The sequence below is a fragment of the Wolbachia endosymbiont (group A) of Campoletis raptor genome, from assembly GCF_964026755.1.
Classification (GTDB): Bacteria; Pseudomonadota; Alphaproteobacteria; order Rickettsiales; family Anaplasmataceae; genus Wolbachia; species Wolbachia pipientis.
The window spans coordinates 239,788-266,342 of the sequence record NZ_OZ034695.1; the positions used below are offsets into that span (position 1 = coordinate 239,788).

General features: G+C 35.3%; 25 protein-coding genes, 1 tRNA gene and 2 pseudogenes. 12 read left to right on the forward strand and 16 right to left on the reverse strand.

Translation table 11 applies throughout. From position 1 onward, the window contains the following. Nucleotides 1-281: 281 nt before the first annotated feature. On the reverse strand, nt 282-2,090 hold the full coding sequence (locus AAGD74_RS01215; RefSeq protein WP_236514542.1) for a peptidylprolyl isomerase: 1,809 nt from the start codon (nt 2,088-2,090) through the stop codon (nt 282-284). Nucleotides 2,091-2,421: 331 nt separating this feature from the next. Between AAGD74_RS01215 and AAGD74_RS01220 the strand changes: the two genes are divergently transcribed. Together AAGD74_RS01220 and rho are read left to right on the forward strand one after the other, a co-directional pair. Then, on the forward strand, nt 2,422-3,024 hold the full coding sequence (locus AAGD74_RS01220) for a cell cycle transcriptional regulator TrcR (protein ID WP_006279803.1): 603 nt from the start codon (nt 2,422-2,424) through the stop codon (nt 3,022-3,024). 199 nt (nt 3,025-3,223) lie between these two features. After that, nucleotides 3,224-4,627, forward strand: coding sequence for a transcription termination factor Rho (rho, locus tag AAGD74_RS01225; RefSeq protein ID WP_341810679.1), 1,404 nt, complete (start codon nt 3,224-3,226; stop codon nt 4,625-4,627). A gap of 166 nt (nt 4,628-4,793) precedes the next feature. On the opposite strand, the gene AAGD74_RS01230 is transcribed toward rho, so the two are convergent. Next, nucleotides 4,794-5,270 (reverse strand): RDD family protein, encoded by a 477-nt coding sequence (locus tag AAGD74_RS01230; protein ID WP_338482511.1) that lies wholly within the window; start codon nt 5,268-5,270, stop codon nt 4,794-4,796. Between the two features lie 54 nt (nt 5,271-5,324). On the opposite strand from AAGD74_RS01230, the gene AAGD74_RS07230 reads away from it, so the two are divergent. Together AAGD74_RS07230 and AAGD74_RS01240 are read left to right on the forward strand one after the other, a co-directional pair. Continuing rightward, nucleotides 5,325-5,453, forward strand: coding sequence for a hypothetical protein (locus tag AAGD74_RS07230; protein WP_256359310.1), 129 nt, complete (start codon nt 5,325-5,327; stop codon nt 5,451-5,453). A 72-nt stretch (nt 5,454-5,525) separates the two neighbouring features. Continuing rightward, nucleotides 5,526-5,960, forward strand: a pseudogene (locus tag AAGD74_RS01240) (IS481 family transposase); the annotation flags it as partial. Nucleotides 5,961-5,968: 8 nt separating this feature from the next. Here AAGD74_RS01240 and AAGD74_RS01245 read toward each other — a convergent pair. The 3 genes and pseudogenes from AAGD74_RS01245 to AAGD74_RS01255 all read right to left on the reverse strand — a co-directional run bounded on the left by AAGD74_RS01245 (nt 5,969) and on the right by AAGD74_RS01255 (nt 8,005). Then, nucleotides 5,969-6,980, reverse strand: a protein-coding gene (locus AAGD74_RS01245) for an IS630 family transposase (protein WP_265029767.1) whose coding sequence is annotated in 2 segments (ribosomal slippage) — nt 5,969-6,517 and nt 6,519-6,980 — 1,011 coding nt in all. Because the reading frame shifts where the segments join, the coding sequence is not laid out codon by codon here. 66 nt (nt 6,981-7,046) lie between these two features. After that, nucleotides 7,047-7,496 (reverse strand): annotated as a pseudogene (locus AAGD74_RS01250) (IS481 family transposase); the annotation flags it as partial. A gap of 125 nt (nt 7,497-7,621) precedes the next feature. Then, nucleotides 7,622-8,005, reverse strand: coding sequence for an RDD family protein (locus AAGD74_RS01255; RefSeq protein ID WP_338482512.1), 384 nt, complete (start codon nt 8,003-8,005; stop codon nt 7,622-7,624). 145 nt (nt 8,006-8,150) lie between these two features. Here AAGD74_RS01255 and icd point away from each other — a divergent pair, with 145 nt between their 5' ends. Both icd and nth read left to right on the forward strand, forming a co-directional pair. Next, nucleotides 8,151-9,578 carry an isocitrate dehydrogenase gene (gene icd, locus AAGD74_RS01260; protein WP_006279798.1) on the forward strand — a complete coding sequence of 476 codons (1,428 nt, stop codon included), beginning with the start codon at nt 8,151-8,153 and terminating at the stop codon, nt 9,576-9,578. Nucleotides 9,579-9,605: 27 nt separating this feature from the next. After that, nucleotides 9,606-10,244, forward strand: a complete 639-nt coding sequence (nth, locus tag AAGD74_RS01265) for an endonuclease III (RefSeq protein WP_006279797.1) — start codon at nt 9,606-9,608, stop codon at nt 10,242-10,244. Between the two features lie 117 nt (nt 10,245-10,361). Here nth and dapE read toward each other — a convergent pair whose 3' ends face one another. Then, the gene (gene dapE, locus AAGD74_RS01270) at nt 10,362-11,558 is read right to left on the reverse strand and encodes a succinyl-diaminopimelate desuccinylase (RefSeq protein ID WP_341810680.1); all 1,197 of its coding nucleotides are present in this window, start codon (nt 11,556-11,558) and stop codon (nt 10,362-10,364) included. A 42-nt stretch (nt 11,559-11,600) separates the two neighbouring features. Here dapE and AAGD74_RS01275 point away from each other — a divergent pair, with 42 nt between their 5' ends. Then, the gene (locus AAGD74_RS01275) at nt 11,601-12,881 is read left to right on the forward strand and encodes an iron-containing alcohol dehydrogenase (RefSeq protein ID WP_338976818.1); all 1,281 of its coding nucleotides are present in this window, start codon (nt 11,601-11,603) and stop codon (nt 12,879-12,881) included. A gap of 170 nt (nt 12,882-13,051) precedes the next feature. Here the strand turns inward: AAGD74_RS01275 and AAGD74_RS01280 are convergent. From AAGD74_RS01280 to dnaE, 7 genes are all read right to left on the reverse strand, one after another. Beyond that, nucleotides 13,052-13,124 (reverse strand) — tRNA-Met (locus AAGD74_RS01280). After that, the gene (purB, locus tag AAGD74_RS01285) at nt 13,124-14,416 is read right to left on the reverse strand and encodes an adenylosuccinate lyase (RefSeq protein WP_012673216.1); all 1,293 of its coding nucleotides are present in this window, start codon (nt 14,414-14,416) and stop codon (nt 13,124-13,126) included. Before purB ends, AAGD74_RS01280 begins: the two co-directional genes overlap by 1 nt. Beyond that, nucleotides 14,413-14,646, reverse strand: coding sequence for a hypothetical protein (locus AAGD74_RS01290; protein ID WP_077188215.1), 234 nt, complete (start codon nt 14,644-14,646; stop codon nt 14,413-14,415). The genes purB and AAGD74_RS01290 overlap by 4 nt, the downstream gene beginning before the upstream one ends. Nucleotides 14,647-14,652: 6 nt before the next feature. Further along, the gene (gene rplI / locus AAGD74_RS01295; protein WP_338482514.1) at nt 14,653-15,207 is read right to left on the reverse strand and encodes a 50S ribosomal protein L9; all 555 of its coding nucleotides are present in this window, start codon (nt 15,205-15,207) and stop codon (nt 14,653-14,655) included. 7 nt (nt 15,208-15,214) lie between these two features. After that, complete coding sequence (gene rpsR / locus AAGD74_RS01300; RefSeq protein ID WP_007548890.1) at nt 15,215-15,490, reverse strand: 30S ribosomal protein S18; 276 nt, start codon at nt 15,488-15,490, stop codon at nt 15,215-15,217. After that, nucleotides 15,490-16,263: a 30S ribosomal protein S6 gene (locus AAGD74_RS01305; protein WP_065094495.1), complete on the reverse strand. Its 774-nt coding sequence runs from the start codon at nt 16,261-16,263 to the stop codon at nt 15,490-15,492. The genes rpsR and AAGD74_RS01305 overlap by 1 nt, the downstream gene beginning before the upstream one ends. 48 nt (nt 16,264-16,311) lie before the next feature. Next, on the reverse strand, nt 16,312-19,641 hold the full coding sequence (gene dnaE / locus AAGD74_RS01310) for a DNA polymerase III subunit alpha (protein WP_338482835.1): 3,330 nt from the start codon (nt 19,639-19,641) through the stop codon (nt 16,312-16,314). A gap of 589 nt (nt 19,642-20,230) precedes the next feature. Here dnaE and AAGD74_RS01315 point away from each other — a divergent pair. The 4 genes from AAGD74_RS01315 (at nt 20,231) to AAGD74_RS01330 (ending at nt 21,486) form a co-directional block, all read left to right on the forward strand. After that, a complete protein-coding gene (locus AAGD74_RS01315; RefSeq protein ID WP_338976819.1) occupies nt 20,231-20,374 on the forward strand; it encodes a hypothetical protein in 144 nt (47 codons plus the stop codon). Next, nucleotides 20,359-20,688 (forward strand): transposase, encoded by a 330-nt coding sequence (locus AAGD74_RS01320; RefSeq protein WP_007548762.1) that lies wholly within the window; start codon nt 20,359-20,361, stop codon nt 20,686-20,688. The genes AAGD74_RS01315 and AAGD74_RS01320 overlap by 16 nt, the downstream gene beginning before the upstream one ends. Then, nucleotides 20,672-21,271, forward strand: coding sequence for a transposase (locus tag AAGD74_RS01325; protein ID WP_341810681.1), 600 nt, complete (start codon nt 20,672-20,674; stop codon nt 21,269-21,271). Before AAGD74_RS01320 ends, AAGD74_RS01325 begins: the two co-directional genes overlap by 17 nt. Before the next feature lie 62 nt (nt 21,272-21,333). Continuing rightward, nucleotides 21,334-21,486 (forward strand): hypothetical protein, encoded by a 153-nt coding sequence (locus tag AAGD74_RS01330; protein ID WP_338482437.1) that lies wholly within the window; start codon nt 21,334-21,336, stop codon nt 21,484-21,486. Between the two features lie 102 nt (nt 21,487-21,588). Here the strand turns inward: AAGD74_RS01330 and gltX are convergent, their stop codons facing one another. After that, a complete protein-coding gene (gene gltX / locus AAGD74_RS01335; RefSeq protein WP_338482435.1) occupies nt 21,589-22,911 on the reverse strand; it encodes a glutamate--tRNA ligase in 1,323 nt (440 codons plus the stop codon). A gap of 214 nt (nt 22,912-23,125) precedes the next feature. Here gltX and ligA point away from each other — a divergent pair, with 214 nt between their 5' ends. Then, a complete protein-coding gene (gene ligA / locus AAGD74_RS01340; RefSeq protein WP_338482434.1) occupies nt 23,126-25,114 on the forward strand; it encodes an NAD-dependent DNA ligase LigA in 1,989 nt (662 codons plus the stop codon). 38 nt (nt 25,115-25,152) lie between these two features. Here ligA and dapA read toward each other — a convergent pair whose 3' ends face one another. Together dapA and ssb are read right to left on the reverse strand one after the other, a co-directional pair. After that, nucleotides 25,153-26,034, reverse strand: a complete 882-nt coding sequence (gene dapA, locus AAGD74_RS01345) for a 4-hydroxy-tetrahydrodipicolinate synthase (protein WP_341810682.1) — start codon at nt 26,032-26,034, stop codon at nt 25,153-25,155. A 9-nt stretch (nt 26,035-26,043) separates the two neighbouring features. Continuing rightward, entirely contained in the window at nt 26,044-26,517 is a 474-nt protein-coding gene (gene ssb / locus AAGD74_RS01350; protein ID WP_006279368.1) for a single-stranded DNA-binding protein, read from the reverse strand. Between the last annotated feature and the right edge of the window lie 38 nt (nt 26,518-26,555).

A 26,555-nucleotide genomic window follows, 5' to 3' on the forward strand; every position in this document is an offset into this window, starting at 1 on the left:
TACAGCTATACGAACATTCATTTGTGAAGGTAAATTGCACAGCAAATGGTGTCATTCCAGTGCTTGACACTGGAATCCAGCCTTTTTTTAATCATTAAAACGTTGTATTTTAACATAAAACGGCTACTTTTATGCTTACCAACTTAATAAAATTCCTGGATCCCAGTGTCTGGGCACTGGGATGACATCCTTTCTAGTGAAAATTGCTCTCAAATCGCAATGTTCGTACAGTTGTGTGTCTGGGCACTGGATGCGTTTGAAGCAACTTATAAGATTTTTGATTATATATCATCAAGTATAGCGTGATTAACTTCGACTTTATACTTTGATTCCAGATAGCTAATTAATTGCTCTTTTAGCGATATCATCACACGTTTTCCGGTGTCAAGCATGTTTAATTTGCCATTTGATGAATGCATTTCTTTTAGAACACCTATTATAATTTCATTATTGTATTGAATAGGATCTGTCACTGAACCAGTTGTTTTCATATTGAAAATCTCTTCTACAAAAGAAAAGGGGTAGTTTTGTTGATCCACTTTATTGCGGTGCATCTGCTGACCTTTAACTAATTCCACACCTTGAATTTCTTCCAAATCTGTTTTTTCTCTTAGTTGAACTGCAACCTCTTGCCCGAATTTAAACATTCTTTCTTTTATAAACTCACTACGCCAAAGCTCTACCGCTAATGCCTTGCCTTCTTCAAAACTTTGCAATTTGGGTGGAACGATATCGACGATTTTTACACTAACAACAGCGTCCCCAACGCCCTTAAAATAACCTTTCTGATCCTTTTCTCGCGAAAAAATGAAAGAAATCAAATCACCAGAATCTCCTACGTTATTACCGCTTTGATCTTTTCCACTCGCATCTACTGGACCAATAGTTTGTATAGGTAAATTATATTCACTCAATATTTCTTCAATTTCTGAACCATTGTATATCTTATAGTTCACTTGGTTTATGAAATCATTGACTCTTTCAAAAGACTTTTGGTTAGTTAGAACTGACTTTATGTCTTTTTTTAAATCAACTAAGTCTTCATCAGAGATTTGATGCGCACTTTCCACTTTTACTATGTGCCAACCAAAACTGCTTGCTAAAACTTCACTTACTTCACCTACTTTAAGAGCAAATACCTTCTCTCTCACGTCTTCTGGTAAAAAATCCTTAGTTATATTATTTACTCTAGTTTCCTCAAGTTTTGCTTTGCCAAACTCTTCTACTATCTGTTCAAAGCTTGTTTTACCCTCCTCAAATGCTCTTCTTGCTGTCTCAGCTTCTTCTTTGGTAGAAAATATTGCATTGAATATATCTCTTTGATTTTTAAGTTCTTGTTGTTCTATTATACCATCAACTTCTTCATCTGAGATCTTGATTTGATCTTCAAAATACTTTTGGCCTAGGGAAATATATTGCGCAGTTCGATACTCAGGATAATAAAAATGGGATTTATTTCTTTCGTACAAATCAAGTAAGGCTTGATCATCTGGTTCAGGAATGTTTGTAACTGCATCTTCAGTTATTTTAACAATATCAACTACTCTAGTTTGGTAGCGACTTTTGTATATCTGCTCATCAATTTTCTCGCCAAAAGTTACTGGATAATTATCTTTAAATAATGAAGTCATGAACATCATTGCAGGCAGGACTTTCTCTAGCTTTGCTATATACTCTTTCTCTGTCATATGCAGGTCATTTAGCGTTTCATAGAATTTATTTTTGTCAAATTCACCTTTATCATTTTGAAAGTATTTGGTGTTTTTAATATGGTTTTTTATAGATTCTTCTCCAACTGTCAACCCCAGCTCACTAGTTAGGTTAAACAATAGTTTTTGCTCTATAAGTGCGTTAAGCAAATCATATTTCAGCTTTTTTACTTGTTCTCTACTCGCATCAGATCCAGAAATTTGCTTTTCATAATTTTGATATAGTGATTTATACTCATCTGACGTTATAACTTCTTTTCCAACCCTAGCTACCTCTTCTTTTTCATCATCACCTGATAAAAGGTTGCCAATTCCCATGAAGATTAACAAGCAAGCTAAAAGGACAACGGTTACTTTAGTGAAAAAATTTTTAACATTCATTTTAAACCCAGTTAATTAATGATTAATTATAGAATAGTGATAATTTAATGCTTGTAAACCTGTTGCTTTATTAGCTAATATATATAATATTACAATATATTAACTTAAAATTTAACTCTCTAATCTTAAATAGGAACATATGTTTAACTGAGTTATACTATACCTTAGGAAGGGGAAATATTTTGTTTGAAATATGCTTAAAGGTAAGCGCATTTAATTAACTTAAGAGGTGGGAAGTGACAAACAAAAAGTTATTGAATGACAAAATTAATGCTTTTTTAGTTTTAATAGTTTATACTTTAGCTCTGTATAACAGTAAGGGATACTTTAAATGGGAGATGCTTTTTTGATGTCAATGGAATCTTCTAAGGGCAATAACGATAGAAATAAACAGTTTCTAGTGCAAATAGCTGCTTGGTTAGTAGACAACACTGGTTTAACTTTTAATCAAATAGCACAATGTTGCAGATTGGCCCTTGAAGAAGTACAAGACATAGCTGATGAGGAAATAGAAGTAGAAAAATATAACCCTATTATTTCTGGAATAATTACTGAAAAAGAAATCGATGATTGCAAAAAAAATCCAAATCGTGTACCAAATTTGATTATAAAAAATATAAAAAAAAGGAGTAAAGCGATTGGTAGCATTCTTGGCTTTGCCTCTACGGCAAGACGTAGAGATAAACCTGATGCGATTTATTATTTAGTAAAAAAATTTCCTATCTTGGACGATAACGTTATAGCTAAATTAATTAGTACAACAAATTACACAGTTGAGCAGGTAAGAGATGGATCTCATCATAACATGCAAAATATAAAACCCCAAGATCCTGTACTACTCGGCTTATGTAGTCAAGAAAATTTAGAAGCAGAAGTGGAAAAAGCAAAAGTAGAAGAGGAGAAGCAAGAAAGGTTAAAAAAATATAAAGAATAGCTATTGAAAATCCTCAAATTTTTGTGTTTTGTTAACATTAAATTAACTTGACTTGCTAGTGTTTATTAGTATAATGTAAGTAAAGTACGGGGTTTAATGATAATTAAGCTTGATACGCACTGAAACTAGCTCAGCCTAATTTATTATCTTATAGTCACATTTTAGGTTAGTAAGCATCAATTAAAATTTTTGGAGGATTATGACAACAATCAATGAAGATGTTTTGGCAAAAGGAAAGGTTACAGCTCAACCTGAAAAAAGTGAGCAAATTTACAATAACGATACAGTAAAACAGATGGTTAATGAAGGTAATGAGAAAAACAGAAAAACATTAGATCTGAGCGAATTAAAAGAGAAAACAGCAGAAGAATTGTTAGAGTTAGCTGAAGAAAGAAAAATTTCAACTAACGGTAAAAGCAATGGTAGAATGCTAAAGCAGGAAATAATATTCAGCTTAATGAAAAAAATGAGTGAAGAAGGAGGCATAACCACAGGGAGTGGAATAGTGGAAATATTGCCTGATGGTTTTGGTTTCTTACGTTCAGCAAGTGCAAATTATGCCCCAAGTACCGATGATGTTTATATTTCTAACGGGCAAATAAAGAAGTTTAATTTACGTACAGGAGATATGGCATATGGAGAAATAAGGCCACCTGGTGATAAAGAGAGATATTTTACTTTAACTAAGGTTCAAAGTATAAACTCTACTGAAGTAAGTGAATTAAGAAACTACGTCCATTTTGATAATTTGCTTCCTCTTTATCCTGAGGAAAGCATAGTACTTGAGTGTAATAATGGTGATGATAAAAAAGGCTTAAGCATGCGTGCTATAGATATAGTAGCTCCTCTTGGAAAAGGGCAAAGAGCGTTAGTAGTTGCTCCACCTCGCACAGGAAAAACTGTATTGCTTCAGCAAATGGCTAACTCTATAGCTATAAATCACCCTGAAGTAGAATTAATAGTGTTACTTATAGATGAAAGACCTGAAGAAGTAACAGATATGATACGTTCTGTAAAAGGTGAGGTAGTAAGTTCTACGTTCGATGAGCCTGCTTACCGTCACGTACAGCTTGCTGAAATAGTAATAGAAAAAGCTAAAAGAATGGTTGAGCATAAAAAAGATGTGGTAATTCTACTTGACAATATTACTAGACTTGCACGTGCTTATAATGCGGTTATTCCTTCGTCTGGGAAAGTTCTAACTGGTGGTGTAGATTCAAACGCACTGCAGAGACCAAAACGCTTTTTTGGAGCAGCTCGTAATATTGAGAATGGGGGTTCTTTAACTATAATCGCCACAGCTCTTATAGAGACTGGTTCAAAAATGGATGAAGTTATTTTTGAAGAGTTTAAAGGTACAGGAAATGCTGAGATCATACTTGATAGAAAACTTTCTGATAAACGTATATTTCCAGCTATTGATATTACAAAATCCGGAACAAGGAAGGAAGAGCTATTAGTTGATAAGGCTATACTAAATAAAATATGGGTGGTGCGTAGGATACTCAATCCTATGGGACCCGTTGAAGCAATGGAATTTTTACGTGACAAACTACTTTTAACAAAGAGCAATGCTGACTTTTTTAACTCCATGAATCACTAAAAGTAAGCCAGTTATGATGGATATGCTGAGCAAAAAGTAAAACGCTCTTATAGCTAAAATAATTTGGATTTACCAAAATATATTTATAGTTAAGTTGGCAATTTACCTTAAGTTAGCGCGTGACACTGGAATGACACCCTTGGTGGCAGACAGCTAAAGGAAAATATCAACTAGGTTTATAATCTATCACTACCGTGTTTGCAATTTTGTCGTGAAAAGCTTGTTTATGTTCATCACCTACTGCACATACTAAAACTAAGATTAGTATAGCTAAGAATAAAATGGGATTACAAAGTGATATGCAATAAATTATAAAAAGAGCTATAGTCCTTTTCATTGCTTGCATTGTAGTGATTGACTCAAATGTATCTTTGTCTTTTACGCGCATGCTAAATAACAAGTGTCCTGGAGTGCCGCCAAATTTTACTAGCATGAATATATGAAATATACATGGTATCATTAAAAATAAAGAAAATACAATCGTGGTGATTACAATTATTGCACCCATGATCCCTTTTATTGCGTGTGTAAGTGAGAAACCCACCGCCATTAAACCAAATGGTATTGCGATAAATAAAATACAATCAACTATAAATGCTAGAGTACGTCTTGTCATCGTTGAGTAGTTTACTTTTTTATCCATGTACTACCTATAAAGAAAAATATCAACTAGATTTATAGTCTATCACTACTGTTTTTGCAATTTTATCGTAAAAAGTCTGTTTGCGTTGATCAAATACTGCAAACAAAAATAAAATTAGCACAATTAAAAGATATAGAAAAGTATAACCATGATAATGCAGATGAAGCAAAAAGCGAAAAATAATCCAGATGCTTCCCTTAGATGTATGGTCCCAGAGAGTGATGGTATACTATCATCATCATTTAAGGAGTCATTATGGGACAGATATTACATGGGTGCGCCAAAACAACACAGACGATTCGTAGAGCAATACAAAATAGAAAAGAGAGCATAGCAAAACTCTCCAAGCATTATAACCTTAATCCAAAAACTATTATTAAGTGGAGAAAACGTTCATTTACGAAAGATGCTGATATGGGTCCAAAGCATCCAAGATCAACTGTTTTAACGCTAGAAGAGGAAGCTATAATAGTTACATTTCGCAAGTATACACTACTGCCACTAGATGATTGCCTTTACGCTCTGCAGTCTACAATTCCGCATTTGACTCGCTCTAGCTTGCATCGTTGTTTACAAAGACACAACATTAGCAGATTACCAACTGTTGATGGAGAAGTTAAGTCAAAAAAGAAATTCAAACAATATCCTATCGGTTACTTTCATATTGATATTGCTGAAGTTAGAACTGATACCAATTCTCATTGTTGTCCAGTCAAATAGGAAACATTGCAGAGTTGTTTAATTGTGGAGCTGGCAAGAGAAGTAATAAATTTGCACAAAGCACCCTCAAGTAGAGCAATTGTATCGTATATTTTATTGCGCAAAATGTTCTGTTTTATATATAACCAAAGCCTCTCAACAGGATTTAGCTCAGGTGAGTATGGAGGTAGGTATATAATGTCGATATTTTTAGGTACCTTTAAATTTTTTGACCTATGCCAACTAGCACAGTCCATAACGAGAAAAGCCTCTCGTGTTTCTAGATATTGCGAAATTTGCTCAAGAAATATGTTCATGCAATCAGTGTTGACATTTGGTGCAAATAAGCTAGAACTCTCTCCATTTCTAGGATTAACTGCACTATAGAGATAGAAATTTTGCCTACCTAATTTTGTTTTAACCTGTGTTCTAATCCCCTTTTTAAACCACCCATGTCCAACTTTTGAATGTGTGCCAAACCGTGATTCATCAAAGAAAAATAGCTCTTTTTCTGGATACTTGCTAATAGCTCCATTGAGATTTTTTTTTGAATTCCTCTTGTTTGCTTTTATCTTGTCCATTATGAACTGGTCTTGGTGTAATATATGAGAATTTCATCTTTTGCATATGGCGGTGTACTGTAGATTTGCTGATATTTAATCCGAACTTTTCCTGGATTCTTATTCTCATTTCTTTAATGGTGATATTAGGATTTTCTTCTATCCACTCTTCAATTTGCTGTAGTTGAGCCTGATTTAATTTAGTTTTTCTACGACGTTGTGAAGGAGCAAACAGTTTTTCTTCTCTGCCAATTTTCAAGAGTTTTACCCACGAAGTTAGTGCGCTTCTTGAAATGCAATATATTTTTGCTACAGCCGTTATACTGTACTTTTTTGCTGCAATTACAGCATTTAGTTTTTTTGAAACATATGCATTATTCCTTACTTTCTTCAGCATTTCTTTTGCTGATTCTACTACTTTTTCATCCAATAATTTTGATCTTAATGCCATTTAAACCTCGCTATTTTACTTACTTCAGTATGGCTTTTCTTCCATCATTGTCCATCTGTTTGCCCTGTAATGGGAATTGGTATCAGTTCTAACTTCAGCAATATCAATATGAAAGTAACCGATAGGATATTGTTTGAATTTCTTTTTTGACTTAACTTCTCCATCAACAGTTGGTAATCTGCTAATGTTGTGTCTTTGTAAACAACGATGCAAGCTAGAGCGAGTCAAATGCGGAATTGTAGACTGCAGAGCGTAAAGGCAATCATCTAGTGGCAGTAGTGTATACTTGCGAAATGTAACTATTATAGCTTCCTCTTCTAGCGTTAAAACAGTTGATCTTGGATGCTTTGGACCCATATCAGCATCTTTCGTAAATGAACGTTTTCTCCACTTAATAATAGTTTTTGGATTAAGGTTATAATGCTTGGAGAGTTTTGCTATGCTCTCTTTTCTATTTTGTATTGCTCTACGAATCGTCTGTGTTGTTTTGGCGCACCCATGTAATATCTGTCCCATAATGACTCCTTAAATGATGATGATAGTATACCATCACTCTCTGGGACCATACATCTTACTCCTTATGAATTTATATGTTATCAGTGGACACAGTCTCCAGAATTATTTATACTAAATCCACACCATCACACTCTGGGACCATACATCTTAGAAATACATCTTATTGTTGCTTGCATAAGGGTAACATTTGTAAATGTATTAGCATCTTTAATATGCATACCACACAATAGTTTTCCTGGGGTACCACCAAGTTTTGTTACCATTAATATTTTGGATATTGTTAGTACTAATGTTGCGACCACTGTAGAAACTATAAATGGTATTTCTGTTGCTAGTTGTGCAAGTTCCTGAAAAGAGTCTTTATCTTGATCTTGTAATGATACGATGAATACACCATAGATAAAACCGAAGATAAAATGAGGGGAAAATATGATGAGGTCAAGTATTTCTGCTACAATACGCCTTGTAAATCCTACATAATTTACTTTAACATTTATTTCAGTATTCATAACCCCACCTATATTTCATAATATCATCATATAATATAAAAATACGTTATTAAATAACCGTAAATATACTAACTTGGGTAATATTAGCTACTTGTGCCACTCTATTATTTAAATTAATATTAAATCATTTATAACTAGGGAAGTTATGTCAACACCAATCACAGTTGCATATGGCGACGGTATCGGACCAGAAATCATGGAAGCGGTGCTGTCGATATTGCGCGAAGCAGAAGCGAAAATCTCAATAGATATTATTGAAATAGGGGAGCGTGTTTATAGTAAAGAATGGTCTCACGGAATTTCTCCAAGTGGTTGGGAATCAATTGAAAGGACAAAAATATTATTAAAATCTCCGACAACAACTCCTCAAGGTAAAGGCCACAAAAGCTTAAACGTTGCACTCAGAAAAAATCTAGGGTTGTATGCAAATATCAGACCATGCATTTCATATCATCCTGTTATAGAAAATAAATTCGATAAGTTTGATATCGTAGTAATACGTGAAAATGAAGAGGACGTTTACACCGGAATAGAGCACAGGCTCACTGGTGACTCTTACCAATGCACTAAAATTATTACTAGATCCGGCTCAGAAAAAATATGCAGGTACGCTTTTGAATATGCAAAAAAACATAGTAGAAAGAAGGTAACTTGTCTTACTAAAGATAACATAATGAAAATGACTGACGGAACTTTCCATGCGGCGTTTGATCGTATTGCAAAGGAATACCCGGACATAAAGGCAGAACATTATATAGTCGATATTGGGATGGCACGTGTTGCCACAGAACCGGAGAATTTCGATGTTATAGTAACCGAGAACTTATATGGCGATATATTATCGGACATTGTGGCGCAAACCTCTGGATCTGTTGGACTCGCTGGAAGTAGCAATATAGGTAATGAATATGCAATGTTTGAAGCAGTGCACGGTTCTGCTCCTGATATTGCAGGAAAAAACATAGCTAATCCTTCTGGACTTTTGAATGCTGCAGTGCATATGTTGGTCTACATCAGTCAAGTGAGTACTGCAAAACTAATTTACGATGCATGGCTCAAGACTTTGGAGGATGGAATACATACCGCCGATTTATATAAAGAGAAAAAGAGTAAACAGAAAATTGGTACCAAAGAATTTGCAGAAGCCGTTATAGATAATCTAGGAAAAAAACCGAAAACATTATCTGAGCTTACAGTCGGTAGCAGTACAAATAGCAAAATAAGTGAAATACAAAATAGCTATGAACAGGACTATAAAACCAAAAAGCTAGTAGGTAGTGATATAGCGCTTGCTTGGGACAAATCCAGCAACTTTGACCAAATAGTTAGGTTATTTGAATCGAGTAATCTGCAAATGATAGCAATATACTCAAAAGGTCTTGCGATTTGGCCAGGAAACTCAAAACCTTCAAGTGATCAAATAACCTGTAGGTTTATCGCAAATAATGAAAAGCAAGCTATTACAAATAGTGATGTGAATAACTTGCTAATCAAACTTGAAGAACACAATTTTGACGTGGTGAGAATGGACAAATTGTATTTGTATGATGGGAAAGAGGGGTTCTTTGTTTAAATATTTAAAAGAGGTGTGGTAAATGAAATGGACTCAAAAAAAGTAGAACTAATATTTGAAAAGTTTCAACAATCAAATCCTGCGCCAAAAATAGAGCTAAATTATACCAATCATTTTACGTTACTGGTTGCGATAGTTTTATCAGCGCGGACAACTGATGTAAGCGTTAATAAAATTACAAGAGAACTATTTAATATCGCTGATACGCCAGAAAAAATGCTGAGCTTTGGGCAGAGTGAGCTGAAAAAATGCATAAGCAGTATTGGTTTATATAATTCCAAAGCAAAAAATATAATCGGGCTTAGTAAAATATTGGTAGAACGATACAACAGCAAAGTACCTACTAATTTTGATGATTTGGTGTCTTTGCCTGGAGTGGGGAGAAAGAGCGCTAATGTGTTCTTAAATTCGGGGCTGGGCATTCCAACATTGGCAGTTGATACTCACGTTTTTAGAGTGAGCAATAGAATTGGGCTTGTGAAAGAAAAAGATGTGTTTAAAACAGAGCAATCTCTTTTAAATGTGGTTCCCAAAAAATACCTGCTTTATGCTCATCATTGGCTAGTTTTGCATGGTAGATATGTTTGCAAAGCACAGAAACCTTCGTGTGAAACGTGCATAATTCATGATTTATGTGAATTTGAGTGCAAAAGGTATAAAGTCTAGTATTTCTTCTTTTGTCATCCAAGTAGCTATAGAAACGAAAAAACTTACTTGACACATTTTGCTGGAATGATACAAGTTATTATTCAAACAACAGTTATGCAAGAGATCTGATTACATCTAAGCTAACAATGGACCACTAGATATATTACTAACCACGTTGACCTGATTCAATATTTTATTAGTGGGATTGAAATAATTTTCTATAAATTCCTTATATATAGCTGTTAACTTGTGTATATCGTTCACTGATACGCATTCGTTTATCTGATGTGCAGTTTTGTTGATTATACCAAATTCAATCACTGGACAAACATCTTTGATAAACGCAGCGTCAGATGTGCCACCACTTGTGCTCAACGCAGCATCAATACTGGTAACTTCATTTATTGCATCAAGCATAATATCAGTATTCCTATCGGGAGTAGAGAGGAAAACGTCCCTGCTGCTATGCATAAAAAGCTTATAATCGTTAGTTACACTAGAGCATATTTCATCAATCAGCTTATATAAGCCACCCGGTGTTTGTTCATTGTTATATCGAATGTTAAAACGTGTAGTTGCTGAGCCAGGTATTAGATTGCTAGTATTATTTCCAACATCGATAGTAGTAACTTCGCAATGTGAAGGCTGAAAATATTTATTACCATGATCAAAAGTAGTATTTTTTACCTTACTCAATATCGATATTACCTTATATATTGGATTGTCTGCTAGGTCTGGGTAGGCAACGTGCCCTTGTTTTCCATGGCAAATTAATTCAAATGTTACAGAACCTCTTCTGCCTATTTTTATGGTATCACCTAATTTCTTACTACTGGTTGGTTCGCCAACCACACAAAAATCTATCTTTTTCTGCTTATTTTTCATCCATTCCAAAACTGCCTTTGTTCCATATTCTTCCATGCTTTCTTCAGCACTGGTAATCAATGCACTTATCGAACCATTAAATTGAAACTTCTCTGCAATCAAATTTACCATAGCAGCAATAAATGCAGCTACTCCGCTTTTCATATCAGCGGCCCCTCTTCCATATAGCATTCCATCCCTCACTTCTGGATTAAATGGACCAAATGCCCAATCTTTTAACTGACCCGGTGGTACAACATCAACGTGCCCAGCAAAGCACAAATTTGGTACTCCATTTATATATTTCGCATAAAGATTTTTAACTTTATCACCAAATTCTAAAATCTCACAATCAAAGCCGCTCTTCTTGAAGATTGTTGCTATATACTCTATTGCCCCGCTGTCTTCTGGTGTTATACTCTCAAAAGAGATCAATTTCCTAGTTAGCTCTACAGGGTCAATTTTCATGTCAATCTTAAAATACTTATACTGCTATATTGTAAACACTCTATGCACTATTTAAAACAAATATTACATCAAACCGAACAAACTTTTCTAAGGGAAGTAATAACAGATTACTACCTTGCTGATGATATCTATGAAATATGCACACGACACGGAAATGACGTCTTTCTAGTTGCAGATAAAAATACAGCAAAACTTTTAAACAAAAACGTACTTAATAAAATTCCTAACTTAATTATTCCAGCTCCACCTGTCATTCCAGCGCGTGACACTGGAATCCATAAGTTGTTTTCCTGGATCCCAGTGTCAGCTACTTGCATGACACCAAGCAGAGCTGCCTCTCTTGAAACCGTAAATCTAGTTAGAAACAAAGCAAAAGACAGTGACTTAATAGTTGCATTTGGTAGCGGCACTGTTAACGATATCTGCAAATATGCAAGCTACCTCGAGAAAAAAGATTATATATCGTTCCCAACAGCCGCTTCTATGAATGGATATACCTCTGCAAATGCTTCAATATTAGTAAATGGATATAAAAAATCGTTCAAAGCACATCTTCCAAGAGCAGTATATATAGATATAGACATACTTGCCAATGCACCACTGCGTCTCACATTAAGCGGATTTGCAGATTTCATTTGTCGTTCAACAGTTCAGGCTGACTGGCTACTATCTCATTTGTTGCTTGGCACAGAATACAATGAATTACCTTTTACACTTGTTCGCGATTTGGAGCAAATTTTGCTAAGAGAGTATACGGCGCTTACTAAAAGAAGTAGAAAAGTGGTCCTATTACTTATGGAAGTTCTACTAATTTCAGGACTTGGAATGGTAATATCAAAAGGCAGCTATTCTGCAAGCCAAGGAGAGCATATGATAGCTCACGCAATGGAAATGGTAACAAGAGATCATTCCTTACTACATGGCGAAAAAATTGCTGTTACGACGATTACCATGGCTAATTTGCAGGAAAAGATATTATCAATACAAAACCCGATTATCAAACCGACCACTTTAGATGTAAAACATATAACTCAGTGCTTTGATAATATCGAATTTGTAAGAACTTTTGAACAGAAGCAAATTATGCAGCAAAAAATCCAAGAGATTATTTGTAAAGAATGGCATAATATTTCCGGTTTAATTAAGCAAAATTTACTACCTGCAAAACACCTGCAAAAAATATTTGAAGATCTATCAATTCCACACTTACCAGAGCACCTCAGTTGGAATAAAGAACAATATTGTAAAGTGGTCGATCTTGCGTTTACAACAAGAGATAGATTCACCTTTCTTGACTTAGCTAACTGCATAGAAGAAAGTTAAGTTTTGTAGTGAAATTCTGTCATTTAAAGAGATCATAGGCCAAAAGCTAAACCCTTTTCACAATCTCTTATCCATTGTCTCCTCACCTGAGTGGATATACAACTCATTCCAAGTAACTGACACTGGGTTTCACCAATAGCACTGCTTTGCTAAACATAGTTTAGTTCGAGTGGCTGAGGAGGGACTTGAACCCCCGACCAAGAGATTATGATCCTCCTGCTCTACCAACTGAGCTACTCAGCCTAATTAAAAACCTTATTATATACACGATCTATATGTTTCGTATAATACTTCAAATCAAACAAAGATTCAAGTTTTTCCGAGTTAATAACCTTAAGTAAGGGTTTATCTTGTTTCAATTCGGCCAGAAAATCACTGTTGTTTTGTTTCACTTTCATTGCATTGCTCTGAACAATTTTATACGCCTCTTCCCTCGCCAAACCACTATTTACTAACTCAAGCAATACACGCTGTGAGAAAACTAAACCTTTTGAAGAATTTAAGTTCTTTTCAATGTTTTCCTTATTGATCACCAATTTATCTATCAAATCTGTTAATCGCACTAAAGCAAAATCCATTGTTATACAAGCATCAGGAGCAATGCATCTTTCCACAGACGAGTGTGATATATCACGTTCGTGCCACAATGCAACATTTTCTAACGCAGGAAAGACATAACTGCGTATTAAACGTGAGAGTCCAGTCAGATTTTCACTTAAAATAGGATTACATTTGTGTGGCATAGCAGAGCTTCCCTTCTGCCCAGTGGAAAAATGCTCAGAAATTTCGCCGATTTCAGTTCTTTGCAAATGACGAATTTCAACAGCAACATTTTCTATTGAGCTTGCAATCACTCCCAAAACTGAAAAGAACATAGCATGTCTATCACGAGGAATGACTTGAGACGATATGATTTCAGGTATGAGTCCTATTTCTTTCGCTACATATTCTTCAACAAACGGATCAACATTTGCAAAATTGCCTACTGCACCTGATATTTTACAAATTGAGATCTCTTTTTGCGCGCTAATTAATCTCTGATAATTGCGTTTAAATTCAGCATAAAATCTGGCAAATTTTATTCCAAGAGTTGTTGGTTCTGCATGCATTCCGTGACTGCGTCCAACACAAACAATATCTTTATAGTCCTCAGCTTTTTTTTTCAATGCTGCAAGTAAATTTTTTAGATTCTCGAGCAAAATATCACAGGACTCTTTCAGTTGCACCGCAAGGCATGTATCCAAAACATCAGAACTTGTCATTCCATAATGAAGATAACGAACATCAACTCCCGCTTTTTTAGCAATATATGTCAGAAAAGCTATAACATCATGTTTTACAATGGATTCAATTTCGTTGATACATTCAACATCAAATTCAATAGCACCAGAGAGGTTCTCAGCAATATTATTCGGAATCACTCCTAACTTTGCTTGAGCTTCACACGCTAATTTTTCTATTTTAAGCCATATATTAAATTTATTATTTTCCTCCCAAATGGAAGACATTTCTTTTCTGCTATAGCGGGGAATCATTTTTGATTTATTCCAATAATGGTGTCATTCCAGTGCGTGACACTGGAATCCAGGTATAAAAGTATTTGCAAATTATTCAATGGACAACGGATTCTAGAAGCATAAAATAATGTCCATGATGAAATAAACTGGATCCCAGTGTCACGCACTGGGATGACATGAGGGAAGCACTGGGATGACACCAGCTTAGCCATGGCAGACATTTCTTTACGACTATAACAAGGGATCATCTTTGATCAGCTATCATCACCATCAGTAGCTTCTTTATTCGCATCTTGCTCTGCCTCTTGTTGCTCAGACTTCTGATTTTGCAATTTTACTTGCCTTAGCTCATTTGCATCTGTTTCGGATTTCACGACGTATATAGTAATTGGTACTACTACTTCACTATGTAATTCTACGTTTACTTGGTATTCACCCAAGTTTTTGATGCTTACTCCACCAAAAGATAAACTACGGTGATCTATCACATGTCCTTCTTGTAGTAAAATTTTCGCAATTTCACGTGTTGTTACAGAACCAAAAATTTTACCATCCTCTGAAGCTTGCTTTATCAATATCACAAACTTATCATGTAGTGACAATGCAAGCTCTTTTGCTACATTCAATCTTTTTATATTCTCTTCTTCCAGTAATAAACGTTGCTCCTCTAGCTTTGTTAAATTTTCCTTGGTAGCTTTCACCGCTTTTCTTTGTGGAAAAAGAAAATTACGTGCATAACCTGGTTTAACTTTGACAACTTCACCAAGCTTACCTAAAGTCCTTATATTTTCCTTTAAAATTATCAACATAAATTACCTAAACTTTTTTAGTACAGTAAGGAATAAGAGCTAAAAAACGTGCCCTTATGATCGCTAAGCGTAACTTCCTTTGTTTTTTTGCACATACGCCTGTTAATCTTCTAGGTAATATCCTACCATAGTCAGAGGTAAACTTGGATAATAAATCTATATTCTTATAATCTATGTCTTCATCTTTAGACGCAGCAAGAGGGCAAACTTTAGAACGCCTAAAGCCAGTCCTATTATTTACAGATACGTATGAATTATTAAAACTATTTCGTCTTTTCATCATTATGCGCTTTGCTCCTCAATTTGTTTATTCATCATATGAGATTTACCTTCAAAAATTTTATCAACCTGCACAGGAAAGTGGCGAATAACGTTCTCATTAAGTTTCATTCTACGCATAAATTCATCCAGAATGCTTGCAGTAGAACTTATGCACATTATACAATAATGACCGCTCTTCATTTTATTTTTGTGATATGCAAAATCCAAAAGACCCCAATGTTCATACTTGATTAATCCTGATGCTTCAATGTTTTTCAAAAGCATTTCCAACGCTTTGCTCGATTGAGTTGGACCGTTTATTCTAAAATCTTTCAAAATATCTTGAAAAATCTTTATTAGATGTTCTGAAATATTTCTCTTCAAAGCATTTACTGCGTTATGGATAAACGCACTTTTAGTACTGCCTCCTAGAAATTTTGTAAAATCTTGCGTTATTCCTAAATCTTTTAGGTCATCTTTCAACTCTTTATCGATTTTTGACTTCACTTCTTTCAAATTTGAAAGATCTTCTTCCAATTCAACCCATAAAATTTTTGTAAGATCTTCCAAGAAATCAGAGTAAGCAACTAGACCTTCTTTAATGTTTTCAGCACGCACTTCTAACTCTTGTGTTGTAAGCTTGTCATTTCCTTTTTTCAGAATATCCCTGATTTGCTGGAACATAACATCTGCTTTAATATTTTTCAATGAAACAGCTAGCTCTTGGACCATCTCCTCTACTTCTTGCTGTAATAATCCTTGTTGTGTTATAAAAGTAAATTCATAAAGATTCACTATATCTTCCTTTAATGCCGATTAAATATTTCATTATATAAAGCTTTTTTATATAAGCAAGTTATTTGTATTAATTTCTACGCCTTTAATCCAGCTTAAGTTAGATATTTCATAAATTACTTGAGGAGCAATTGAGTATGCACCTGGTAATAAGATGCTCACTTTATGTTTTTCGAGAAGAAGTTTTAGCATTATTTTGGTTCTGCCTTCATCTTTCAATATTGCGTTTAATTCCATAGCGGCTTTTTGCGAATCCGTGCACTCAGTGGTGAGAACTAATTCTTTTATTGTAGAAGTGATTCTTTTTGTAAACTCAGATATATCTTTGCCTGCCAATCTTGTTGTATTTTCCGAAGCTTCAAGACCAATTATCACAAATGTTCCTGGTGAAAATAAATCTCTTTTTTCTTCTATTATTTCATTATTATAGAATGCTATTTCAGAAACGTTATGGGGATCAGAAAGTGTGAGGATAACAAACCTTCCACGCTCTGAAGTTCTCATACGTGCATTTAATATTACCCCAGCAGTTTTTGCTGTTCTATTTTCTCCGATAAACCCAATATTTAACTTTTCCAGAAGAGTTCTAAATTTTTCAAGCGGATGATTAGTTAAATAAAATCCTAGTGAAAATAACTCATGTTCTAATTTTTCCTCTTCATCAAAATCTTCCACATTCTCAAGTTTCGGTTTGAGGACATCAAGACTACCAAACAAAGCAGCTTGACTTGATTCTCTATCCTGTTTGTTTTTATTTGCAAAGTAAATCAGCGTGTCCATTGACTCATATAGCTGCTTTCTGTTCTTATGCACGCTATCGAATGCTCCGGATTTAATCAGGCTTTCTAGCGCTCTCTTATTTATTGTATGACCTGAATTTTGAATGAATTCCCATATGTCCTTACAAGCGCTTGAATGTACGTTCACTATTCCTTCCGCTATAGAAAAACCAACATTCCTCAAGGCAGCAATACCATAACGTATGCGTTCATCCTCTATTGAGAATTCAGCTTGAGACTTGTTTATATCAGGTGAAAGAACGGTAACGCCACTAAACTTTGCTGCATGATAAAATAAATTCAGTTTATCTCTATCATCAATATTCAGATTCATTAGTGCTGTAAAAAATTCTAATGGATAATTAGCTTTAAGGTAAGCCGTTTGATAAGATATCACCGCATATGCTGCAGCATGAGATTTATTGAACCCATAACCAGCAAATTTTGCAACAAGGTCAAAAATATAACTTGCCCTGTCATAATCAACGCCATTCTTCGTTGCCCCTTGGATGAAAAGTTCACGTTGTTTATCCATCTCTTCCTTGATTTTCTTACCCATGGCACGTCTCAGCAGATCTGCTTCCGCTAAGCTATACCCGGAAAGAATACGGGCTATTTCCATCACTTGTTCTTGGTAAATTATTACCCCAAATGTCTCTTTTAATACTTCCTCAAGTAACGGGTGAATATAATCTGGCTTTTCAAGTCCGTGTTTTCTTGCAACATAAGTTGGAATGTTATCCATAGGTCCTGGACGATAAAGGGAAATTAAAGCGATAATATCTTCAATGCAGTCCGGTTTTAGTTTAATTAAAGCTTCTCTCATTCCCGAACTTTCAAGCTGAAACACTCCAATTGAATCACCGCTTGAGAGTATCTCATAGGTTTTTTGGTCATTTAAAGGAACTGAAGAAATATCAATCTTTTTTCCATCACGATTAATTAAACGACATACATGATCTATTAGCGTTAGCGTACCAAGCCCAAGAAAATCAAATTTTATTAGCCCAGCTTTCTCCACATATTTCATGCTGTATTGAGTGATTGGCAAAGCTGAATTTGGATCATAATACACAGGAACAAAATTTTCCAACTTTTGATCACATATTACAATTCCAGCAGCATGGGTTGAAACGTGACGATATATTCCTTCAAGCTTAAGAGATATATCAAGAAGCTTTGCAATTACCTCATCACTATCCCGCTCTTTCTGCAGGTTTTGATCAAACTCTATCGCTTGTGATAAAGTTACAGGATTTACTGGATTAAATGGAACCATTTTAGATATTTTATCCACTTGAGAGTAAGGCATTTGCAATACTCTACCAACATCACGCAATACTGCCCTTGCCTGCAATTTACCAAAAGTGATTATTTGAGCAACATAACCGTACTTTTTCTGAACATAATCAATAACCAGGTCCCTTTTCTCTTGGCAGAAATCGATATCAAAGTCAGGCATCGATACACGATCAGGATTCAAAAATCTTTCAAATATTAGGCCAAACTTTATTGGATCAAGGTCTGTAATCTGCAAGCCCCAAGCAACAATTGATCCAGCACCAGAGCCTCTTCCTGGACCAACTGGAATGCCATTTGCTTTGCTCCAACGAATGAAATCAGAAACTATCAAAAAGTAGCCAGCGTAGTTCATCGAAGTTATCACACTCAGTTCGTAATTCAGCCGATCGTAGTATTGTTTAAGGTCTATGTCTGTCTCATTCGCAATACGGAATTCTAATCCTGCAACTGCCTGCTCCCTCAGTTCTTCATTCTCAGTTTTATTTTCTCGACAAGGAAATTTAGGCAAAATAGGCTGCCTGCTTCTTGGCATGTAAGAGCACCGCTTAGCTATCACTAAAGTGTTATGAATTGCTTCGGGAATGTCGCTGAACAGCTCCTCCATTTCTGCCACAGACTTGAAGTAATGCTCGGTAGTTAACTTCTTTCTGTTATTCTCCAGAGCATAACTCCCCTCCGATATACACGTTAATATATCATAAGCCTCATAGTCAGACCTATTTGGAAAAAACACATCGTTCGTTGCAACTAGTGGTATATTGCGCTGATAAGCAAAGTCTATCAAAGCTTCTTCAAGCTCTAGCTCTTTATTCAACCCATGACGCTGCAATTCAACATATAAATGACCATTGAATGCTGAAAGCAGTTTTTCAACCGTTTCTTTATCTTGCCCCAACAATAGTTGAGCCAAACATCCACCGGTTAAAGCGATCAGACCCGTACTTAAATTCAATAGCTCATCAAAATCAACGTAAGGAATATCGCTGTTATTCTTGCGCTTTCTAAAAGACTCACTCACCAAAGTGACTAAATTAGTGTACCCTTGCTCATTTTTTGCAAGCAATAATATAGGTAAATTTTGTTCTGAATGTTTAACTATAATATTGCATCCTATTATTAGCTGTATTCCCCTACTTGCCGCATATTCTGCAAATTCAAGTGAGCCAAACAAGTTACCTGAATCAGTAATTGCAACCGCTGGCATTTTATTTCGCAAACAAAGGCCGATCAGCTCCTCAATTTTAACCGAGCTTTCAAGCAGCGAATAAACACTATGAACACGTAAGTGTATGAACATAAGAAACTTCAGATCAACAAAAAAGGATAACATTAATTTACTCATGAGAACATAATTTTCATGAGAACAAAAGCCTATAAAATTCTAAAATTAAAATACAAAAACTTACTTGACAAACTCCGCCAGCTCCCTTATCATGATAGTGAAGCTATTGTATTTGCTTTCGCCAATCTGCAGATTAAAAGGTAAGGATTACTTAATGTATCGGCGTCTTATGTTCAATTTTTTGCAGTATATAGATACTGTATGTCTTTACAAAACTTCATCTACATCTAGATTTTTATCTAAATAAGCTGAACGCGCTTATAAAGCGTTACAAGACATCAAAAAATGCCAATACTCGACAGAGATAGTAAAAGACTAGCTAACTCGGGGATTCTTTGTCTTTTTTTCTGCTTAGTAAATTTCTTAAACATTTGCAGCGTAAGTTAGTTGCAATTAAAAGCGGCTGAATCTCGCTTGTCAAGCGTTTAAAACATAAAAAACGCCAATATTTTAAAGCGGATAATAACCACGGGGCTTCTTTTGCCTTTTTTTTTATTTGGTAAATTTCTTAACGTTTGTAGCTAAAAGAGCCCAAGAGAGGTCAGTGCTCCTTTTTTTGTCATCCCAGTGCCCAGACACTGGGATGGCTTTGTTGCATCGCTCAAGTGAAAAGAACTGGCAGTTACTGACAAAATTCATTATAAATAGCGATTTAACTGTTGAAGAAAAAATATGCCACAAAAAATGAGGGTCAGTAACCATAGCGAATATAACAAATTTCTAGAAAAAAGAGGAAATATTTTTCATTATATCAACGAAGCCATAGAAAAGTGGTACGAGAATGGTCCAAAAATACCAGGTGGCAACAATATTTATAGCGATAAAGTTGTAATTTTGGTGCACATAATAACTTGTTTATTTAGAATAGGCCTGAGGCAAACAGTTGGGTTTATAGCAGGATACCTTGAGCAAATTGGGAAAAATTTGCAAGTTATCAGCTATTCACAATCATCAAGAAGGTTTAAGAAACTCAATATTAAGATCAATGATTGCAGAAAATAATATGGAAGATATCGAAATTGCTATAGACAGTACAGGAATTAGTATATACAACAACACTTCTGGTCATAGCAAAGAAAATAGCGAAGATAGAAAGTATCGCAGCTATGAACAGACAAGAAAATTGCATGTAATGTTGAATACAAACAGCAAAAAAGCCATAGCTGTAAAATACAGTAACGGTGTCTACTCTGATCACTATGGAGCTTGTGATTTGCTAAAAGAAGTCGATTTTCAGTATGTCATAAAAGTACTATATGCAGATAGGGCATATGACAGAGAAAAGCTCTATAAGCTGTGTAATCAATATGGTATAAAAACGAAAATTCCTCCGAAAAACAACGCAGCAGAGCATCCAAAGTTAGACTATATGGCTGAGAGAAATTCTGCAGTCAAGCTCATAAAGTCATATGATGAAGATGGTATAAAGAAGTGGAAAAAAGAGATGAGTTATGGAAAAAGATCTTATATAGAAGGTTTTTTCTCGCGATTAAAAAAGACATTTGGATTTAGTTTTAGGAACAAATCTGAAATGAATCGTGAGAGGGAACTAAATGTTATTTGCTTAACAAATTTACTGAAATAGGCATGGCTAAGTTTGAGATAGCTTCATGAATTTATTGTACGTTACCTACTATCCGAAGAGCGATGCAACAAAGCCCACTGGGATCCAGGAATTTTATTAAGTTGGTGAGCATAAAAATAGCTGTTTTAGTTAAAATACAATGTTTTAATGATTATGGAAAGGCTGGATCCCAGTGTCTGGGCACTGGGATGACAAGAAAGAGGCTACTTGGATGACACCCTGACAATCGCCATCCCGCTGCTTGTTAGCGGCTAAGGGATACCGCGAATGAATCGCGGTATGACGTAGGGATTGCATTAGCTATAATTCTTTAGTTTTCACTTTTCTTTTAACCTTGCAATGATATTTTCTTTGCCGATAAAAATTAATAGTTTAGCGAGCTCTGGGCCTGTTTCTGTTCCTGTTAAAGCTAAGCGCAACTGCGTAAATAGGTCTTTTGCCTTTATATCCACTGTTTGTCGAATAGTTTTGACCCATTCTGACAACGTGTTTTCATTACAATCACCTTGGGGCAATGCATTGAACGCAATTTTTATAAGCTCCTTATCAAGAATCACAGGCTCTATATCGGATTTGCATATTTTCCACCACTTGGCCACCTCAGAAAACCTTTCTATATTGTTCCTTATAAAATACCAAAACTCTGAGGAGTCCACTCCAATTTGACTTAAACGGTCTTGCACCATTTCAAATGGCATTTGTTGCAGCACTTTGCTATTTAGCTTGTATGCTTCACTCAAGCTAAATTGCGTACATGCTGAGCTAAATTTTTTAATGTCGAATGAATCAATCAAAGATTGCATACAGGCGCAAGCTTCAATTGGATTGGATGTTCCAAGCTTCACTAAATAACTAACTAGTGCCATCGGTTCAATTTCATCTTCTTTTATAGATTTGATATCCAGCCCACCGACTCGCTTGGATATCTTGCTATCATCAAAATGTAGCAGAGAAAGGTGAGCAAATGTAGGGATTTTCGCTTTTAATGCTTTAATCATTTGAATTTGCACTGCGGTATTAGTTACATGATCTTCCCCGCGTACAATATGGGTTACATTAAAGTCAACATCATCGATAGCAGAAGGTAACATGTATGTGTACATTCCATCTTCTCTCTTTACCACGGGGTCACTTATGCTACTGGTTGCAATATTTATTTCACCTTTAACTTCATCATTCCATTTAACAACTTCATTTCTATCCAACTTAAATCTAAAATGTGGTCTTCTTCCTTCTTGCTCATAACGAATTTTCTCTTGCTCAGTTAGAAGTAACGCGCTTCTGTTATATACCGGGGGAAGTCCTTGTTTTAACTGCAATTTTCGTTTAATTTCTAACTCTTCTCTTGTTTCATAGCATGCATAAATATGCCCTTCTTTTATTAACTGCAAAAACACCTCATTGTAACGCTCAAAGCGCTCTGATTGCTTGAAACTTGCATTCCAATTGATACCAATCCATTTCAAATCTTGTATGATATCATTTATATATTTGACATCTGAACGCTGAAGGTCAGTATCATCAAAACGGAGTAAAAATTTTCCATTTTGATTGCGTTTGTACATCCAACAAACCAAGGCAGTTCGTACGTTTCCTACGTGGAGGTAGCCAGTTGGGCTTGGAGCGAATCTTGTTAGCATTTAAATAGCAATATTGTTTACTCTAATTTATTTTAATTTTATATAAATATATGGCTAGAGCAAGCGAGATCTGCTAATACAATTGAGCAAGAGAAGAATAAGTATGGCTATAGCATTGTGGCACCTTTGATATTTGATGGATTAAGACCATATGATAAATTCAAGAAAATTCACAGCTTGACGACAAAGGCTAATGTAGCATTATATTGGTATCATGACTAACTTAGAAAAGATGAGAGAAAAACTGCAAGATCAAATAAATTATCATAATGTTTTGTATCACCAAAAAAATAAGCCAGAAATAAGTGATGCTGAATATGATGAACTGAAGAAAAAGTTAGCTGAAATAGAGCCAGAAATTTATGCAACACAAGATAGTGTTGGTGCTCCACCTGATGAGAGGTTTTCTAAGGTGGAACATCAAGAACCTATGCTTTCCCTTGAGAATGCTTATGATGAACAAGGTGTAGAGAAATTTTTGTCTAAAATAAAGAGGTTTTTAATTGAGGACAAAATAGAGATATTATGTGAACCAAAAATTGATGGGTTGTCGTTTTCTGCAATTTATGAGGATGGAAGATTTGTTAAAGCTGCAACTCGAGGTGATGGTTTTGTAGGGGAAGATGTCACTCACAATGTTGCAACAATAAAAGGCTTTCCTAAGTTTTTGCAAGGTGTGCAAGGAAGACTAGAAGTAAGAGGTGAAATATACATCAGTAACAGCGACTTTTTAAAGTTAAATGAAAACGATGAATTTGCCAATCCTCGAAATGCAGCCGCTGGTTCTCTAAAGCAATTGGATGCAAACATTACAGCAAGCAGACCTCTTAGATATTTTGCTTATTCTTTGATTGGTGGAGCAGAGAAAAGTCAAAGTGAGGTACTAAATAAGCTTGAGGCACTTGGTTTTTGCGTAAATGAGCATCAGTCCTTAACGAGTAGTTTAGATGGAATGCTGAAGTTCTATAATGAAGTCTATAACTGTCGCTATAACTTGGATTATGATATTGATGGAATAGTCTATAAAGTAAATGATTTGGTACTACAAAATCGTCTAGGGAATACTCACAAAGCACCGCGCTCAGCACTTGCATACAAGTTTTCTGCGGTTTATGCAAAAACAAAGTTAAACAAGATATTTATACAGGTGGGCAGAACAGGGGTTTTAACTCCAGTTGCAGATTTAGTGCCAGTCAATGTTGGTGGGGTGCTAGTTAGTAGAGCAAGTCTGCATAACCAAGATGAGATAAAACGTAAAGACATAAGAGAGGGAGATATTGTAACAATCAAAAGGGCAGGGGATGTAATTCCCCAGATCGTTGAAGTAAGCAGAGATTCTCGTCTTCCAAATACACCTGAATTTATGTTTCCTGAAGTATGCCCTGAATGTGGTAGTAAAGTACGTCAGGTTGAGGGAGAGGCTGCAGTAAGATGTCCTGAGGAATTTGCCTGTAAAGCTCAAATAATAGAAAAACTAAAGCATTTTGTATCGAAAGATGCATTTGACATTGTTGGCCTTGGTGATAAGCAGATAGAGTTTTTTTACGACCTTGGTCTGATAAAACAAATTCCCGATATTTTTACTTTAGAAGAAAGATTGGATGAATTTAATCTGGAAGAACAGTCTGGTTGGGGCAAGAAATCAATAGCTCATTTATTAAATGCTATACAAAGCAGAAGGGTAATAACTCTAGATAGGTTTATATTTTCTTTAGGTATTAGATTTATTGGCCAAGTTGCAGCAGAATTGCTTGCAGATTATTATGTTTCTTATGATAATTGGTATAATTCGATGATTGAACTGTCATCAGATAATACTGAGCTAGTAGGTATAGACGGCATAGGAAAAAAAGTAGCTGAATCTTTGGAATCATTTTTTTCTAAGGAACATAACATCAAAATGTTAAATGATCTTACTGCTTGTCTTCAAATTCTTCCTGTGAGCTCCAACTCTAGTAACTCTGTTTTAAATAATAAAATTATAGTGTTTACTGGTAAGCTACTTGCTATGAGTAGAGGAGAGGCAAAAGTAAGAGCCAAAACTCTAGGAGCAAAGGTCAGCTCACATCTTTCTGCTAAAACTGACTACCTAATTGCAGGAGAAAAACCAGGATCCAAATATAAAAAGGCAGTGGAATTAGGTGTAGAAATTTTAGATGAAGACCAGTGGCATAAAGTGATAAGTTTGGGAGTGTTCAAATGAAACTTGGATTGTATATTAAATCAAAGTTGCAAGACTATTTAGAGAGTAGCCAATTCTTTCCATCCAAGAATCATTTTATTGACTTGCCTCAATTTTTCAACAGAAGGCAAGTCTTCTGTGCTGAGCGGTAGGCGGACAGTTTGATGTTCTATAAGACCAATATCATGCAAAAGTGCTTTAGTAGGTATTGGGTTGCTGGCAGTAAATAACGCTTCGCAAGCCTGTTGCCAGATATCTGCCTGAGGGTTCCTGCCATTGAGGCACTTCTTAACATATTCATGTGCTACATATGGCCAAACATTGGAAGCAACGGAAACCAGTCCAGCCGCACCATAAGCGGCCATATCGGATATCATATTATCATCTCCACAAAAGACCTCAATATTTGGTGCAACTTTCTTATACTGAGCTAAAGTATCAACAGTGCCACTTGAATCTTTGATAGCCCAAAATTTTTCGTGGCTGGATAAGTTGCGTACAGTTTCAGCGTGAAGATTTATTCCTGCTCTTGATGGAATATTGTAAAACATAACCGGCACATGTGCTTTCTCAAGCAGCTTTTCAAACCATAAAGTCTGCCCCATAATTCCGGGCTTTGCATAAATGGGAGTTGTCATTAGATAGCCATGAATAGGCACACCCTTGCAAAAATCAAGCCATTCAAGAGTCTGATATAGATTCACTCCTGGTACGCCAATTATAATTTTCGTATTTAATTTTAGCTTACATACGAATTCAACTAATGTACGCTTTTCAGAATCAGTAAGCGATAGGCTCTCACCTGTACTACCCAGCAACACTACGCCATTTTCAGCTTTAACTTGCATTGTAAGTAAACGCTGCAAACTGCTATAATCTATACTATCTCCATTGCAATTAAAAGGAGTAACACAAGCAGTCCATAAAAATGTAGATTTCAATTTAAATTGTTAAAATGGTATTTCATCGTCGAGTAGTTCATCTTTTATATCGTTGTCAAAACTTTCGTGTTTATCTTTTTGTCCTGTTTCACCTTGTTTGTATTCACTCGGCTTGTAATCAGAGTTTGGTCGTGAATCGAGGAGAGTAAGAGCGCTATTAAAATTATATAGAACCACCTCTGTTGTGTATCTTTCACCACCGTTTTGGTCAGTCCATTTTCTAGTTCTCAAAGAACCTTCAACATAAACTTTACTGCCTTTGCGTGCAAAATCTTTGACGATTTTTACTAATCCTTCACTAAAAATTACGATATTATGCCACTCTGTCTTTTCAGAGCGCATACCGGAAAGTTTGTCAGTCCAACTTTCAGACGTGGCTATTGAAAAACTTGCCATTTCTTTTCCATTTTGTGTAGTCCTAATTTCAGGATCTTTTCCTAAATTACCAACTAGTATGACTTTGTTTATGGTACCACCAGACATAATTATGCTCTAAATAAATCCTTTTATTATCTTATGTG